Source organism: Proteus vulgaris (genome assembly GCF_016647575.1).
GTDB lineage: Bacteria > Pseudomonadota > Gammaproteobacteria > Enterobacterales > Enterobacteriaceae > Proteus > Proteus mirabilis_B.
The window spans coordinates 2,365,996-2,383,445 of record NZ_CP032663.1; the positions used below are offsets into that span (position 1 = coordinate 2,365,996).

Here is a 17,450-nt window from a genome sequence, read left to right on the forward strand (position 1 = left end):
GTCGGTGTGCTTTACCTATCGTCACTACTTGCTTATAAAACACTTGGCGAAGAATGACCGAGCGTTAATCTTTCTCTTTTATCCATTCATCCACCATATCAGCCCACTCTTGTAACATCTTCCTACGCTGTTCAGCATATTCAGCTTTGTTGTAAACGGCTCTAACGCCATTTTGAACGTGTGCTAAACATTTCTCTATCCAATCTGAGTTATAACCTGCTTCGTGCAATAGCGTGCTTGCTGTGCGTCGTAAATCGTGAACGGTAACTGGTTCGAACTCAATACCTTTTTCATTGATACGTTTTACGGTGCCATCAATCACGTTATTCAATGCAGCATTAGAAAGTGGCTTTTTAATATCATATCGACCAGGCATTAAGTAATCACTTCCCATCGCACAAACTTTCATACCAGTTAGGATATCCATTGCTTGATCAGAGAGATAAATAACATGCTCTTTTCTCCCCTTCATTCGCCCTTTAGGGATCACCCATTGTCTATTTTTAAAGTCTATTTCATCCCATGTAGCGTGAATAAACTCAGACTTTCTGACTAATGTTAGCAAGACAAATTTAACGGCCAATTTTAAGGTTGGATAACAACTATAGTTTTCTAGTTCACGAAATAAGATACCGATTTCTTTCGGTGACATTGCCCTTTCTCGTGCCTGAAAAGTCCCTATCGAAGATGCCTTTATTGCATCTGCTGGGTTAGTAATTTCATAACCTCTATCTATGGCATAAGTAAAAACAGATCCAACAATCTCACGTACTTGTAATGCGGTCGCTTTTGCGCCTCTATCCTTTATCTTTTCACACAAAGCTCTAAGCCTTGGTGTGGTGATCTCTTCTAGCTGAAGCTTGCCGAATACAGGATAGATTTCTTTTTCAATAATTGCTTCTTTCATGGCCCTTGTAGAGTCAGCATATTGGGCATCATTAAGGAAATTGACGGTATAGTCTTTGAATACCGTCCCTATTTTTTTACTCTCAATACCGTCACGTTTCTTTGAAGCTGGCGATATGCCTGCGCTTAGCAGCCTTTTTGCTTCAATTAATTCAGCTCTTGCTTCTGCAAGCGTGATACCGTCAGCACTGTATCGACCAAAAGTAACCGTTTCTCTCCTTCCATTAAAACGATAATCATATCTAAATGAAATAACACCACTTTTTGTCACTGCAACGTATAAACCATCTCGATCAGACACTTTATAAAGCTTGTCTTGTGGCTTTAAACTTCTTAGTTTTGTATCGGTCAGCATGCTATAACCTCAATGCTGATACCGTCAAATGACAGCAAATTCATGACGGTATCAGTGTCTTAATTTTATAATTTATATTTTGATACCGTCACATATACCGTCATTTTTTTCGGTTCTTGTCAACCATCACCAACCATAGAAAACAAAAAAGCCACCAGTAACTTACTGATGGCTCTTGTTTTTTTAACCTTTATCAACTATTGCTGATAAACGGTATTTTATTCCCACTCAATCGTTGCTGGTGGTTTACCGCTGATATCATAAACAACACGGGAAATACCACTAACTTCATTGATAATACGGTTAGAAACGCGACCTAAGAAGTCATATGGTAGATGTGCCCAATGCGCTGTCATAAAATCCACAGTTTCAACTGCACGTAATGAAACAACCCAGTCATATTTACGACCGTCGCCCATAACACCCACTGAACGTACAGGTAAGAACACGGTAAATGCTTGGCTTACTTTATTATATAAATCAGCTTTATGCAGTTCTTCGATAAAGATAGCATCAGCGCGACGTAATAAATCACAGTATTCTTTCTTGATCTCACCTAATACGCGAACCCCTAAACCTGGACCCGGGAATGGGTGACGATAAAGCATGTTGTATGGTAATCCTAACTCTAAACCAATCTTACGCACTTCATCTTTAAACAGTTCTTTTAATGGCTCAACTAAGCCCAGTTTCATATCGTCTGGTAAACCACCTACGTTATGGTGCGATTTAATCACATGAGCTTTACCTGTTGCAGATGCAGCAGACTCAATCACATCAGGATAGATAGTACCTTGTGCTAACCATTTAACTTGTGGCTGTTTAACAGCTTCTTCATCAAAGATTTCAATGAATGTATGACCAATGATTTTGCGTTTTTTCTCAGGATCGTTCTCGCCTTTTAACGCAGTTAAGAAACGCTCTTCCGCTTCAACATGGATAATATTTAGGTCAAATTTACCTTTAAACATTTCCATGACTTGTTCTGCTTCATTCAGACGCAATAAGCCGTTATCAACAAATACACATGTTAAACGCTTACCAATTGCACGGTTTAACAATAATGCAGTTACTGATGAGTCAACACCGCCTGATAACGCTAAAATAACGTGATCATCACCAATTTGCTCTTTTAAACGAGCAACAGTGTCTTCAATAATTGCAGCAGAAGTCCACAGCGCATCACAACCACAGATATCTAAAACAAAACGTTTTAAAATCGCTAAACCTTGATGGGTATGTGTAACTTCAGGGTGGAATTGAACACCATAAAAACGTTTTTCTTCATTCGCCATAATAGCAAATGGGCAAGTTTCAGTGCTTGCTACTGTTACAAAGTCTGATGGAATAGCAGTTACTTTGTCGCCGTGGCTCATCCATACATCTAATAATGGTTTACCATCTTCGCTAACTGAATCTTGAATATCACGGAATAGTGCACAAGTTTCACGAATTTCAACTTGTGAATAACCAAATTCACGCTCACCAGAAACTTCGACGTCGCCACCTAATTGCATCGACATCGTTTGCATACCATAACAAATTCCTAATACAGGAACGCCTGCATTGAATACGTATTCTGGTGCGCGAGGGCTGTTGTCTTCAGTAGTACTTTCAGGGCCACCAGACAGAATAATACCATTAGGATTAAATTCACGAATTTGTTCTTCTGTAACATCCCATGCCCAGAGTTCACAATAAACGCCGATTTCACGGATACGACGAGCAATAAGCTGCGTATACTGTGAACCGAAATCAAGGATAAGAATGCGATGATTATGGATATTTGCTGTCATTTGTGGTGAATTCCAAAACAGATAAAGTCATAAAGTTGAAAGGCTTGCCAATTTATAATTAAAACACGGTAATAACTAAAACAAGCCTTTCTCGGAATAAATTACATACCTAAGCGATAGTTAGGCGATTCTTTCGTGATGGTTACATCATGGACGTGGCTTTCTTGAATACCTGCACCACTGATACGAACAAATTCAGCTTTGGTATTCAACTCTTTAATTGTTGCGCAGCCTGTTAAGCCCATGCACGAGCGTAAACCACCCATTTGTTGATGCACGATAGTTTTCAATAAACCTTTATAAGCAACACGGCCTTCGATACCTTCTGGTACTAATTTGTCTGCTGCATTGTCGGTTTGGAAGTAACGATCTGATGAGCCTTTAGACATCGCACCTAATGAACCCATGCCACGATAAGATTTATAAGAACGACCTTGGAACAGTTCGATTTCGCCCGGAGATTCTTCAGTACCTGCAAACATTGAACCAACCATAACGCACGCTGCACCTGCTGCTAATGCTTTTGCAATATCGCCAGAGAAACGGATACCACCATCTGCAATAACAGGAATGTTGCGATCTTTCAGCGCTTCAACAGCATCTGCAATAGCAGTAATTTGTGGTACACCAACACCCGTTACGATACGTGTTGTACAAATTGAGCCTGGGCCAATACCTACTTTAACTGCGCTCACACCTGCATCTGCTAGTGCTAATGCGCCTTCTGCGGTTGCAACGTTGCCACCAATAATAGGTAGATTTGGATATAATGCACGAGTATCACGAATACGCTGTAATACACCTTCAGAGTGACCGTGAGATGAGTCAATAAGTAAAACGTCAACACCAGCAGCAACTAATGCAGCGACACGCTCTTCATTACCTGCACCCGCCCCAACAGCAGCACCAACACGTAAACGACCATGTTCGTCTTTACAAGCATTTGGTTTACGTTCTGCTTTCTTGAAGTCTTTTACAGTGATCATACCTTTCAGGTGGAAGTTGTTATCAACCACTAAGGCTTTCTCTACACGTTTTTCATGCATTCTTTGCATAACAACATCTCGTGCTTCGCCTTCTTGTACAGTCACTAAGCGCTCTTTTGGTGTCATTACCGCAGTAACAGGTTGGTCTAAATCAGTAACAAAACGAACATCACGACCAGTAATAATACCTACTAATTCGTTGTCATTAGTCACAACAGGGTAACCCGCAAAGCCATTGCGTTCAGTCATTGCTTGAACTTCACGTAAAGAAGTTTCTGGTGTTACGGTGATAGGATCAGTGACAACACCACTTTCATGTTTTTTCACACGACGAACTTCTTCAGTTTGACGTTCGATAGACATGTTTTTGTGGATAAAACCAATTCCACCTTCTTGAGCTAATGCGATAGCTAAAGGCGCTTCAGTCACAGTATCCATTGCAGCAGAAAGCATAGGAACATTTAGGCGGATTGTTTCAGTCAGTTGAGTAGACAAGTCGGCAGTATTAGGAAGAACAGTGGAGTGTGCAGGAACTAACAAAACATCATCAAATGTAAGTGCTTCTTTTTTAATTCGTAACATAGCAATATCTCACCAAGGCGGCTTTTAGGAAATAGAAAATATTGCCGCGGAATTATACACACCGTAATCGGTTGCTTCTAGCTTTTTTTCAAAATTTTTATTGATCCTGCCACTAACTTAGGTAGTATCAATCAATTAAGTCTTTGTTTTAAAATTTGATCTGGCTCACATGACACTACCGATAAACAATAATATTTTTACTGTTAGCCGTCTAAATAAGACCGTTCGCCAGTTATTAGAAATGGAAATGGGTCGCATTTGGATCAGCGCTGAAATTTCCAATTTTACTCAACCCTCTTCTGGTCATTGGTATTTTACGTTAAAAGATACCAATGCCCAAATTAGAGCGGCGATGTTTCGTGGGCAAAATACTAAAGTTACTTTTCGCCCTCAGCATGGTCAGCAAGTTTTAGTGCGTGCAACAATTACATTGTATGAGCCAAGAGGTGATTACCAATTGATTGTTGAGAGTATGCAACCTGCTGGTGACGGGCTTTTACAACAACAGTTTGAGCTATTAAAACAAAAACTCAGTGCAGAAGGTTTATTTGATGCTATTCATAAAAAACCCCTGCCATCACCCGCTAAACAAATTGGTGTTATCACTTCATCAACAGGAGCAGCACTACACGACATTTTAAATATTCTTCGTCGTCGTGATCCCTCTTTGCCTGTTCTTATCTATCCAACTGCCGTTCAAGGTGCTGAAGCGCCTATGCAGATTGTTCATGCCATCGAACTGGCTAACCGCCGTAAAGAATGTGATGTTTTAATTGTTGGTCGTGGCGGTGGTTCGTTAGAAGATCTCTGGGCATTTAATGATGAACGCGTTGCTCGTGCTATTTTTGCCAGTGAAATTCCGATTGTAAGTGCTGTTGGTCATGAAACTGATGTCACTATTGCTGATTTTATTGCCGACCTTAGAGCCCCAACCCCTTCAGCTGCAGCAGAACTTATTAGTCGTAACAAACTTGAGCTATTGCGCCAATTGCAATCACAGCAACAACGCCTTGAAATGGCGATGGATTACTATTTGGCGAAAAAATTACGTGCAATAACACAGCTTCATCATCGTTTACAGCAACAGCATCCTCATTTACGTCTTGCTCGTCAGCAAAATGTATTAGCTTCAACACAACAGCGTTTAGTTGCTAGTTTTCAACGGTTATTACAAACCAAGCAACATCAACAAACACAACTACAAAAACGCCTTACTTACCAAGAGCCTAGTTCCCAAATTCAAGCATTACTTCGCCAACAACAGCTGTTGATTTACCGTATGCGAGAAAGTATTTCACAACAGCTATCTCGTCAACGTGAACAATTCGCGATTAGCTGTTCTCGTTTAGAAAGTGTGAGTCCTCTCGCAACACTTTCTCGCGGTTACAGTATTAGTGAAACAGAGTCTGGAGAAGTGCTGAAAAATACCAAACAGGTGAAAGTAGGTGATCCGCTAAAAACGCGTGTTGAAGATGGTTGGATCACCAGTGAAGTGGTTAAAACGCAAAAGATAAGAGCTAAACGTAAGACCACCTCTAAAAATGATGATTAACCTCCTATCAAATATAGGTCAATATAAATACAAAAGGAAAACGGCATCAGAATAATATTGATGCCGTTTTTATTATTTATACTTTAAGATAATCATTACGTTACATTAAAAGCGTACTTCTCCTGCAAATAAGTAGCTTCGACCTCGGGCAGTTTGAGTATTACTTCCCGGATCTTGCATCATTGGCGCTGAATTACTTCTATCAAGCGCATTAGAATAGTTTTTATTCATTAAATTATGCACTGCAAATTTCAAAGAAATATTTTTATTAATTTTGTAATTACTATAAAGATCAATAACTGTCGGGATATTATCTTGTTGCACCATAGGGACTTTACCCGTATCAAAATCAACACCTTCAGGTGAAGATTTACGCGATTTCCCTGTTATTTGGATCACTGTACCTAGTTCTAATGACTGGTCATCAAAGAAGCGAACACCAGTATCAATAGTGGCATAATACTTAGGTAATTCAGAGGCAGGTGTTTGACCAAAGTCTGTACTGGCAATCGAAGTTGGTTGAGATGTACGCTGATCGCTATAAGAAAGGTTTGTATAAAATACCCCTGCATCATAATTTGCTTGAAGTTCATAACCCCGCAAAGTTACAGGCTCAAGGCTATTGGTATACAGGAAAATATTGCCATCATATTCAATTCCCGCATAATCTTCATCCGTTAAAGAGCCGTCATTTTTACAACGCACACCACCTTTACAAACAAAATAAGAATCACTAGAAATGTAATCTTTAATTTTTGTGTGGTACCACAACCCTTTAAATCGTAAGCTGTCACCTTCAATAATTAAATCAGGACGATAGCTATTGAAACCCAATTGAACAGTATCGGCCTTTTCACTTTTTAAAAATGGATTCATTGAAGCACCACCTTCATTGGCAAAGAAAATCTCTTGTGATGTGGGTGCTCTCATCGTTTGTGCATAACTGACAAATGGTTGAAATTCAGGAATAATTTCAGCAGAAAGTAACATTCCCGGATCCCAATTTCTATCATGGCGATTGACATTCCATTCACCTTCAGGGAAGCAAGCTGCGCGTGGATCGCAAGCAGGTTTTCGCCCTTTAATATGATAATCGACATAATTTAAATTTAGGTCGAGAGTATAAATATCGTATTCAAATTTCATTTGTGAGAAGAAGCTGGTTAAATCATTTTTTCCTTGAGGCGCAAAGGAATTATATTCAACCATATTTTGTGATTGCCACGGATCAGTAGAAGGTGCAATAACACTACGTTTGTATTCTGTTGACATTAATTTTGAGCCAAGTGTTAATGCCATATCCAATTCACCGTAATTAAAGCGACTGGTATTTTTCGCCACTAGTGAGTCTGATATATTTTTGGCATTCGCTTCTCGTAAACTCACAAGAGAATCACCCTCAAATTTTTGTGAGGCTTGGCTGTGGCTAAGCAGAATTTCACCATCAAATAAATCATTTAACGGTGTATAGCGATATTTTGCATAATAATCTTTAGCATCTATTTTGCGACGATTAAAATTGTTGTTATAAAAACGACCGCTTAATTCTAATTCATGAGAATCATTCGGCTTTATATTTATTTTAGTGAGTTCTGAGTGTGGCCTTTGATTAAATTCTTTGCTTGTCGAAAATTCTTCACTATTAAAACCAGCACCATTTTTATAAGAAGACTCTATTTTGTGTCCACTTAACGCAAGCATCGCCCCCACTGTACCATTATCATTAAATAATGAACGTTGGCCTGCCACCGCAACCATACCATTATAACCTAAGCCATTCGTACCACCAGCCGCTTTACTTCTTATCCCCCAAGAGTGGTTTTCAAATAAAATATCTTCAACACCAATGGTTTTAAAATTAGCACTTCCTGCTAGGGCATTAATACTGTTTTCACCATCTTGTTGACCACGAGAAATATCGATTTTAATAATAAAATTCGGATCAATCATGGTATTAAATTGATTGTAAGGTTGTGCGCCATGCGCATATTGACTGGGTGATGTGCTATACATAGTTTGTGTAACACCATCTACCATCATATTAACGCGCCCAAAACCACTAAGTCCGCGAATATTAACACTAACACCAGGTTGGCTTACATCCATTTGAGTATACGTACCCGGTGTTGATCGTAATGCTTGTTCAACAGATTCGAGATTATTAATTTCACCAATAGAACTATAAGCGCCCGGTTTTCCTAATGCTTTCTGTTCTGGTGTTTCTTTTTGTGCTGATGAAACTTTTAAGCTACTAAATTGAACCGCTTTATCCGCTTCAGATGCGATGACAGGATGATTAACACTCGAAAATAAAATAAGAGTGCTAAGTATTTTCCTTGTAAATTTCATAATAAACCTATTCTTTATTTTTATTTAAATAGGCTCACGTTGCTTTATATAAAGTAATTAAACTAGAAAATATTATTATTGTTATATTCGATTTAAATAATAGCGCTGTCTCTCTTAAAGAGAGACAGGCTAATTTTATTAAACTTATTTATTATTACAGATTATTCTATTTTATATTTTGAGCTTTAAAATAGACTTCAGGTTGTTCTAACATCAGAATAAAGGCATATTCTTTTGCCGTATCGCGTAAGCGATTAAAACGTCCTGATTTACCACCATGTCCTGCACTCATATTAGTATCAAGTAATAGTAGGTTATTATCTGTTTTTAATTCACGCAATTTAGCAACCCATTTTGCAGGCTCCCAATATTGCACTTGTGAATCATGTAATCCCGTTGTGACGAGTAAATGAGGATAGGCTTTAGCAACGACATTGTCGTATGGGCTATATGATTTTAGACGGAAATAAACGTCTTTATCCGCAGGATTTCCCCACTCTTCATATTCCCCTGTTGTTAAAGGAATTGAAGCATCAAGCATGGTTGTCACAACATCCACAAATGGAACTTGAGATACAACACCACGGTATAATTCTGGTGCCATATTCACAACAGCGCCCATTAATAAACCACCCGCACTGCCGCCCATAGCGTAAACGTGTTTAGGTGCTCCGTAACCATTGGCAATTAGGTATTTAGTGGCATCAATAAAGTCGGTGAAAGTATTAACTTTATGTTCCATTTTACCTTGGTTATACCAACGCTTACCTAATTCACCACCGCCACGCACATGTACAATCGCATAGACAAAGCCTCGGTCTAACAAACTTAAACGAGGTGAGCTAAATGAAGGGTCAATGCTACTACCGTAAGAGCCATAACCATAAATTAAGATAGGGTTTTCACCTTTCTTAAATAAGTCTTTGCGATAAACCAATGATACTGGAACTTCAACACCGTCTTGTGCTTTTACCCAAGTACGTTCACTTTCATACAGATCGCGTTCAAAGCCTTTTACCTCTTGCTGTTTAAGCAGTTGCTTTTGGTGCGTTTGCATATTCCATTGATAAGTTGAAGATGGTGTGGTCATAGAAGTATAACCAAAGCGAAGCTCTTCACTATCTGCTTGAGGGTTAAATCCTAACCATGCCATATAAACAGGATCGTCAAACGTAACATTGGTTGATTGACCTGTTTTCCAATCAATTTGACGTAATGACACTAAACCTTGTTTTCTTTCTTCAACAACCAACCAGCGATTAAAGAGATCAAAACCTTCTAAATCGACATCTTTTTGTGGCGCAATGACGGTTTCCCAAGGCTTATCAATTGAGGCTGTTTTATAAAGACCAAACAATTCACTCTCATGATTCGAACGAATATAGAATTCGCCATTAAAATGGTCGATATCATATTCACGTCCTTCTTGACGTGCAGAAAAAATAACCATCGGTTTTTCTGGTGCATTCGCGTCAATTAAACGAGACTCTGAGGTGGTTGAACTTTCAATAGAGACCAAAATGTAGTCTTCAGATTTGCTTTTACCCATCCATGTATAAAAGCGATCATCATTTTCTTCGAAGATTTTGACATCTTGTTTACGATCAGTGCCATATTGATGGCGATAAATTTGATAAGGCAATAGTGTTTGCGGATCTTTATCAACATAAAATAGTGTTTTGCTATCATTTGCCCACACTAAGTTTGCTGAAATATTGGTTAACACATTCTCTTTCCATGTGTTATCCGATAAATCTTTATAGGCAACATTATAGTTTCTGCGCCCTTCCTTATCTTCCGCAATAGCAATACGTTTGTTATCTGGGCTAATGGTCAAATCACCTAATTGATAGAACTCATGCCCTTTAGCACGTTCGTTTCCATCAACAAGGACTTCCCACTCACCTTCGCTATTAACTGGCTTGCGCTGATAAATTGGAAAATCTTTACCTTCTTGATAAATAGTACGATAAGTATAGCCATTATAAATATAAGGCACAGACTCATCGTTTTGAGCCATACGGCTGACCATTTCATTGAAGAGTGTTTCTTCAAGGGCTTTACCTTCTTTCATCACTGATTCGGTATAAGCATTTTCAGCATTCAGATAATCAAGCACTTTAGGATCTTTGCGTGAATCATCTCGTAGCCAATAATAATTATCTGTGCGCGTATCTCCATGATCTGTCATCACATGAGGTACTTTGTTCGCTTTTGGTGGCATCACTAGGGAGTCCTTCTGATTTTGAGCCAATGCAGGTGTTGCTGAAATTAACAATGCCATGATCGCACTCGTTAATTTCAACGTCATCCGTTTTTTTGTTGCGATTAACATAACGTTTTATTTCCTTTTGACCTGTCGTTAGAACGTTAGTGTAGAAAACTCAATTGGCATTTCAACCATTATTTTACCTTTCGTCAGTAACTCTACTGGTGGTATAGGTAAGGGCTCCGCACGTTTGAGTACTCTTTGTGCTTCTCTGTCTAAAGAGCGCACGCCACTACTGAGAATTAATTCACTAGAGATGACATAACCTTGTTCATCAACAAAAAAGCGCACTTTAGAAATACCGGTTCTACCTTTGCTTTTTGCTTCTTCAGGATAGGCTTTATAGCGATTAAGGTGCCCTTTAGTTTTAGCTTGCCATAATGCTAACGCGCTTTCTGAGCTATCTGAATCGCTGTCATAATTTGCACTAACATCATTAGATTGTTGTCTCGCCGCCGAGCGACTACTTGAAGGCGCTGATTGGCTAGACACATTTTCACTAATAGTGGGTGCTGGCTTTACTGGAGAGGTAATCGGTGTCACTTTAGCTGTTTGCTCTACATTGACTCTTTTTTTCGGTTTTTCTAGCAAGATGTCTGCATTTTCATTCACAATAAGATCAGGCTGTTTTTCAGCAACATCTTGCTCTACCTTTTTTTGGCTCGCTACCGCAAGTTGTTGATCGACGCCTACAACCTGTTTTTCATCGCTGAGTGCTTGTACGTTTTCACTTAAGCTCATCATTACAGCTAATTCAGGCTCTTGTATAAATACCGTATTCTCTTTATTGAAATAAAAATAAGCCATGACAAAAATAGCATGTACACCGATAGCCAAAATTAAAGCTTTAGAACTACAAAGCTGAAATTTTGGCATTTGATCCATACAAGAAGAAATAAGCATATTCGTGTTATCAAGAAATTAAGGTAATGCGACAGGTGTTATCCAAAGATAATCGGCATGAACTGAAGTAACATCACTTCCCTCTTCTGCCATTATCACGACTGTCACGCTTTCATTCGGTGCTAAATCAGCAACGTGTAAAGGCACACCCATTACTTTTGTCGCATGAAAAGAGCCAGCAATTAAAAGTGCGGGTGTCGGAGCATCTAATAAACTTTTAGCCATTGCACGATCACGCAATTGCTGAATAACTGTCATTTTTTCTGCTTGAGTTTTATCAAGCTCACCACCATGAGAAAGCTCGATTGTTTTTTGAATGAGTTGGCGAACGGATGTATCAGTTGAATGCACACCATCAATAATAGGAGGATTTTTATACGCACTAGATATTTCACTGCGATCAATATTGGCGGCTAACAAAGGATAATCAGCACTCAACCCTGCTTTAACAATGTTGCCATACCATTTCCAAGGCCAGCCTGAATTCCATTTCAATGCAGCCATTAATCTCTCATCACGTAAGTATTCAGAGCCTGAATAACGTTTCTTTGTGTTATCAACTAATGATTGTTGGCTTGGTGTTAGCATCTCAAGTAAAACCGCACCTTGAGGGCGTTTTTTAGGCAGCTCTGTCATCAACCAATATTCAATATCATGATGATAAGCATTGTCATGTTTTTCACCAATAATCACACGTGATTGGCTTGCTAACCGTGTTAGCAGTGTATCTGCCGTGATGGATTGCCCAGTCTGAGTATCAATGATGTTTGCCGACTGAATAATTGCCAGATCTACAGTTGATGCCGGTTGTTTTTCTATCGAATGACATGCTGAAAGACTAATAAATGAAACTAGTAGCAAGATCCTTTTTGATATTGAGAAAAACATAATCATCCTATTAGTTATATATACTTATTTTAGTTGGGCGAATAGGTTAATATTATTGCTAATAATTATCAATATCATTCTTATATTAATTTTCATTTAATGCTTTTGTACCTATTTTAGAAACACAAAAAAAGCGCCTGATAAAAGGCGCTTTATGGATGGAACTATCTAATTAGAGACAATTAGTTTTGAGATTGTGCCTGAGCTTCAACAACAGCTAATGCCACCATATTCACGATACGACGTACTGACGCAATTGGTGTCAAAATGTGAGCTGGTTTAGCAACACCCATTAATACTGGCCCTACTGTTACACCATCAGAACTCGTTACACGTAATAAGTTATAGCTAATACGTGCGGCTTCCATTGTTGGCATAACTAATAGGTTTGCAGAGCCTTTTAATGGGCTATCTGGCATCACGTCACGACGAATAGATTCTACTAATGCCGCATCTGCATGCATTTCACCATCAATTTCTAATTCAGGTGCGCGTTGTTTGATTATCTCTAATGCTTTTCTGAGTTTGATTGAAGATGGACTATCAAATGAGCCAAAGCTTGAACGAGAAACCAACGCTGCTTTTGGCTCAATACCAAAGCGACGGATAGTATCAGCAGCCATAATCGTAATATCTGCTAGTTGTTCTGCGGTTGGATCTTCATTGACGTAAGTGTCCGTAATAAAGGTGTTACCACTTGGCAATAACAGTGCATTCATTGCTCCAGCCGTTTCCATCCCTTCACGTAAGCCAAACACATTTTTGTAGATTTCAAAATGTTCAGAATAGCTACCTACAGTACCGCAAATCAGGCCATCTGCTTCACCTCGGCGAACCATAATGGCACCAATCAGTGTTGGATTACCAATCATTGCACGGCGAGCTTGCTCTTGTGATACACCGCGACGTTTCATGATTTGGTGATATTCTTGCCAGTACTCTTTGAAACGTGGATCGTTTTCATTATTCACCACTTCAAAGTCTTTACCCGCTTTAATATGTAAACCCAATTTCTGAATACGCATTTCAATCACACTAGGGCGACCAATTAAGATTGGTGTCGCTAATCCTAATGTTACTAGCTCTTGTGTTGCATGCAGTACGCGATTTTCTTCCCCTTCTGCTAACACAATGCGTTTTTTCTCTTTTTTCGCTTGAGAGAAAATAGGTTTCATAAATAAGTTCGTTTTATAAACAAACTCATTAAGGTGTTCGATATAAGCAGAGAAGTCTTCAATTGGGCGTGTTGCAACACCTGAATCCATCGCTGCTTTTGCAACTGCTGGCGCAATTTTCACAATCAAACGTGGATCAAATGGTTTTGGAATAATGTATTCAGGACCAAAAGAGAGCTCCTGATCACCATAGGCAGAAGCAACTTCTTCGTTTTGTTCTGCCAATGCCAATTCTGCAATAGCATGAACACAAGCAAGTTTCATCTCCTCATTAATTGCCGTCGCACCAACGTCTAATGCACCACGGAAGATGAATGGGAAACACAATACGTTATTAACCTGATTTGGGTAGTCAGAACGTCCTGTGCAGATAATCGCATCTGAACGTACTGCTTTTGCTTGCGGTGGTAAAATTTCAGGCTCTGGATTGGCAAGCGCGAGAATAAGTGGATCGCGTGCCATTTTTTTGACCATTTCTTGCGTTAATACGCCCGGCCCTGAACAACCTAAGAAGATGTCGGCATTATTAATAACATCATCTAATGTACGAGTACCGTTATCTTCAATCGCATAAGCCGCTTTAGTTTCTGCCATATTGGCTTCACGACCGCGGTAGATAACCCCTTTAGAGTCACATACAGTGATGTTTTCACGTGTTAGCCCTAAAGCAACCAATAAGTTCATACAAGCAATAGATGCAGCACCAGCTCCTGATACCACTAATTTTACTTTGCTGATCTCTTTTTTAATAATACGTAAGCCATTGAGAATGGCTGCTGTAGAAATAATCGCTGTACCATGCTGATCATCATGGAATACAGGAATGTTCATTTTCTCACGCAGTTTTTTCTCAATATAGAAACACTCTGGTGCTTTAATGTCTTCGAGGTTAATACCACCAAATGTTGGCTCTAATGACGCAATAATATCAACAAGTTTATCAGGATCTGTCTCATTAACTTCGATGTCAAAAACATCAACGCCAGAAAACTTCTTAAACAAAACGCCTTTACCTTCCATCACAGGCTTACCTGCTAAGGCACCGATATTTCCAAGTCCAAGTACCGCAGTACCATTTGAAATCACCGCGACAAGGTTGCCTTTGGCTGTGTAGCGATAAGCGGCAAGAGGATCTGCTGCAATTTCTAAACAAGGAGCGGCGACACCCGGTGAATAAGCTAATGCTAAATCACGTTGAGTTGTGAGTGGTTTTGTCGGTGTTACTGTGATTTTGCCAGGTACGGGAAATTCATGAAAATCTAGAGCGCTTTGTTTTAATTTGTCTTCCATCTTCATATCCTTTGTATCAATAGGGTAAGGGCTTCGTTAGTATAATGGTAATGGAGCGTTAAATCATGACGGCTCCGACACTTTTTTCAAATTAGTAAACTAGATTCATTATAAACAATTAATACCTAGTTATAGGTATATTATTAACGCTATTTAATTTCATCTGTGTAATAAACTCGAACAGAAAAAAGACAATATTTGTTTATTATTTACCAGATATTAAATTAACATTTAAAATAATTAAATTTTTTATATAGTTTAAAAAAACAATAACTATTTTCACTTGTTGATTATTTTTAAAATAGTCTTACCTCTGTACAACTCATTGTAACTATAAAGATTTTATAGAATTAGATGTTTTGTTAGTCTTTTTGGTTATTTTCTTTTTTACCCGTAACAATAATTGGTGTAATATTGCCAACCGTCAATTTTATTTTCTTATTGTTTTAATAAGATGTCTGATTCTAATTTTTATTCCTCATTTGGAATTTACTTTTTTATTTTCTGCTATTGGAAAGATTACGCACATTATTATTTTTTTTTAGGGAGAGGGGTTATGCCTAGCTACTCAATTATGATAGTGGATGATCACCCTATCATGAGATATGGATTACGGCTATTGTTAGAAAAAGACAAGGATTTTGTCGTAGTAAGCGAAAGTGGCAATGCTCAAGAGGCTGTAACCGCTGCAAAACAGTTAAATCCAGATTTAATTATGATGGATTTAAATCTACAAGGGCGTTCAGGTATTGATATTATTCGAACACTTCGTCGTTCTGGTTTAACATCTTATGTTCTTGTTTTATCCGTTTCTGATTCGCGTAATGATGTTTACGCTGCGTTGGATGCAGGCGCAAACGGTTATCTTTTAAAAGAATGTGAGCTAGACATGCTATTACTTAGTTTGCGTAAAGCGGCTGTTGGGCATCCGGTTTACAGTGAGCGAGTATGGCAATATATTCAGCTTAGGCAAAACTATTCTGATCCACTTTCAGCGTTGACTAAAAGAGAATTGGATGTTCTTCATGAAGTGTCTGCTGGAATGAAAAATAAGCAAATTGCTGAGAATTTATTTATTTCTGAAGAAACAGTGAAAGTTCACATTCGTAATATTTTAAAGAAACTGCAAGTCACTTCTCGTTTAGCTGCCAGTCTTATTCTTATTAAGCATCAGTACTAAACGTTTTACCCCGACACTGGGTCGGGGTAATAAGATATATCGTTTCAGTATTTCATTTAAGTCTGTATCAAGTCATTTATTACTCGATAGGTACAGGATAGCTCAATACTTTAAAATGGTTATCTGGTAATTTTTCGATATTTAACTGATACAACTCTCGATTTATTCCATTAATCACAATATCAAGTTCGCTAAAAGCGGATTGTATTTCTTCATTGGTTGCCCATGAAGGAATACCTCTCACTCCATAATAGAAATAAATTTTACTTTTACCTGAGTCTATTGGCTGAATTTCTTTTATCTGACTAATGAAAAGATGGCCATAGCAGAAATCTTGATAAGGTTGCCAAGCTTTACGCCCTTTTTCACTAAGATTAAACACCCACTCTTCTCCATTTGCGGTTTGTTCAATCAATCCAGCTTCAACTAATGCATGCATTCTTTCTAATACCCAGGGTGCATCATCTTCATTGCTGTACACAGGCCATTTCCCTTCGCCCAAACACAATAAATAATCACTGTTAAAAAAGGCCTCTAAGGCTATTTTATACTCATCAACTTTTGGACTGTCTTTTTCTTCATCAGCCCAGCTAAAAGAAGAGAGTAAAAGCAATATAAGACTCAGTGAAATACTTTTCATATTTTCTTTTACCAACGGAAATCTTTATTCGTATTTGTATTACTCTACGCTACACAATTCGTTACACTAACGTGACAGTTTAATATCCGATATATTTTATAATGTAAATAGGATTTTTCACTACAACAAAAGCTGTTATTTTGGAATTGTATAACACTCATTCACATCAATACTAATATTACGTATTGTCATATAAGGAAAATATCATGTCCACGACAAACCTGACATATACCATGTACGGCATAAAAAATTGCGATACCATCAAAAAAGCGCGTAAATGGTTAGATGATAATCATATTCCTTACGCATTTCATGATTACCGCAAAGAGGGTTTGACGGAAGCATTATTACGCACCTTTACAGAAAATTTAGATTGGCAGACACTTGTGAATAAAAGAGGAACAACTTGGCGTCAATTATCCGATGAAGAAAAGAACGCAATCACTGATGTTACCTCGGCGATTTCACTTATGTTAGATAAACCTGCCATTATTAAACGCCCTATTCTTGCGTCATCTGACAACCGTTTTATTGTTGGTTTTGATACCAATGATTATTCGACCTTTACAGGAGCCTAAT

The 17,450-nt window shown here is 38.4% G+C and carries 12 protein-coding genes; 3 read left to right on the forward strand and 9 right to left on the reverse strand.

Annotation, left to right across the window (positions count from 1 at the left end):
- Positions 1 to 64 precede the first annotated feature (64 nt).
- The 3 genes from D7029_RS11095 to guaB all read right to left on the reverse strand — a co-directional run bounded on the left by D7029_RS11095 (position 65) and on the right by guaB (position 4,625).
- Positions 65 to 1,261, reverse strand: coding sequence for a tyrosine-type recombinase/integrase (locus D7029_RS11095; protein ID WP_194950709.1), 1,197 nt, complete (start codon positions 1,259 to 1,261; stop codon positions 65 to 67).
- A gap of 218 nt (positions 1,262 to 1,479) precedes the next feature.
- A complete protein-coding gene (gene guaA / locus D7029_RS11100; RefSeq protein WP_194950710.1) occupies positions 1,480 to 3,057 on the reverse strand; it encodes a glutamine-hydrolyzing GMP synthase in 1,578 nt (525 codons plus the stop codon).
- A gap of 101 nt (positions 3,058 to 3,158) precedes the next feature.
- Complete coding sequence (guaB, locus tag D7029_RS11105; RefSeq protein WP_194950711.1) at positions 3,159 to 4,625, reverse strand: IMP dehydrogenase; 1,467 nt, start codon at positions 4,623 to 4,625, stop codon at positions 3,159 to 3,161.
- Positions 4,626 to 4,794: 169 nt separating this feature from the next.
- Between guaB and xseA the strand changes: the two genes are divergently transcribed.
- Complete coding sequence (gene xseA / locus D7029_RS11110; RefSeq protein WP_194950712.1) at positions 4,795 to 6,177, forward strand: exodeoxyribonuclease VII large subunit; 1,383 nt, start codon at positions 4,795 to 4,797, stop codon at positions 6,175 to 6,177.
- 105 nt (positions 6,178 to 6,282) lie between these two features.
- Here xseA and D7029_RS11115 read toward each other — a convergent pair whose 3' ends face one another.
- The 5 genes from D7029_RS11115 to maeB form a co-directional block, all read right to left on the reverse strand.
- Positions 6,283 to 8,526 (reverse strand): TonB-dependent receptor, encoded by a 2,244-nt coding sequence (locus D7029_RS11115; RefSeq protein ID WP_194950713.1) that lies wholly within the window; start codon positions 8,524 to 8,526, stop codon positions 6,283 to 6,285.
- Between the two features lie 166 nt (positions 8,527 to 8,692).
- Positions 8,693 to 10,861, reverse strand: a complete 2,169-nt coding sequence (locus D7029_RS11120) for a S9 family peptidase (protein ID WP_194950714.1) — start codon at positions 10,859 to 10,861, stop codon at positions 8,693 to 8,695.
- A 27-nt stretch (positions 10,862 to 10,888) separates the two neighbouring features.
- Positions 10,889 to 11,671: an energy transducer TonB family protein gene (locus D7029_RS11125; protein WP_228766671.1), complete on the reverse strand. Its 783-nt coding sequence runs from the start codon at positions 11,669 to 11,671 to the stop codon at positions 10,889 to 10,891.
- 45 nt (positions 11,672 to 11,716) lie between these two features.
- Positions 11,717 to 12,586, reverse strand: a complete 870-nt coding sequence (locus D7029_RS11130; RefSeq protein ID WP_194950716.1) for a ChaN family lipoprotein — start codon at positions 12,584 to 12,586, stop codon at positions 11,717 to 11,719.
- A 182-nt stretch (positions 12,587 to 12,768) separates the two neighbouring features.
- Entirely contained in the window at positions 12,769 to 15,051 is a 2,283-nt protein-coding gene (gene maeB, locus D7029_RS11135; RefSeq protein WP_194950717.1) for an NADP-dependent oxaloacetate-decarboxylating malate dehydrogenase, read from the reverse strand.
- A 556-nt stretch (positions 15,052 to 15,607) separates the two neighbouring features.
- Here maeB and D7029_RS11140 point away from each other — a divergent pair.
- On the forward strand, positions 15,608 to 16,231 hold the full coding sequence (locus D7029_RS11140) for a response regulator (RefSeq protein WP_069368881.1): 624 nt from the start codon (positions 15,608 to 15,610) through the stop codon (positions 16,229 to 16,231).
- 79 nt (positions 16,232 to 16,310) lie between these two features.
- Here D7029_RS11140 and D7029_RS11145 read toward each other — a convergent pair whose 3' ends face one another.
- Positions 16,311 to 16,871 carry a hypothetical protein gene (locus D7029_RS11145; RefSeq protein WP_088495312.1) on the reverse strand — a complete coding sequence of 187 codons (561 nt, stop codon included), beginning with the start codon at positions 16,869 to 16,871 and terminating at the stop codon, positions 16,311 to 16,313.
- A gap of 206 nt (positions 16,872 to 17,077) precedes the next feature.
- Here D7029_RS11145 and D7029_RS11150 point away from each other — a divergent pair, with 206 nt between their 5' ends.
- Positions 17,078 to 17,449, forward strand: a complete 372-nt coding sequence (locus tag D7029_RS11150) for an ArsC family reductase (protein WP_194950718.1) — start codon at positions 17,078 to 17,080, stop codon at positions 17,447 to 17,449.
- The last annotated feature ends 1 nt before the right edge of the window (position 17,450 follow it).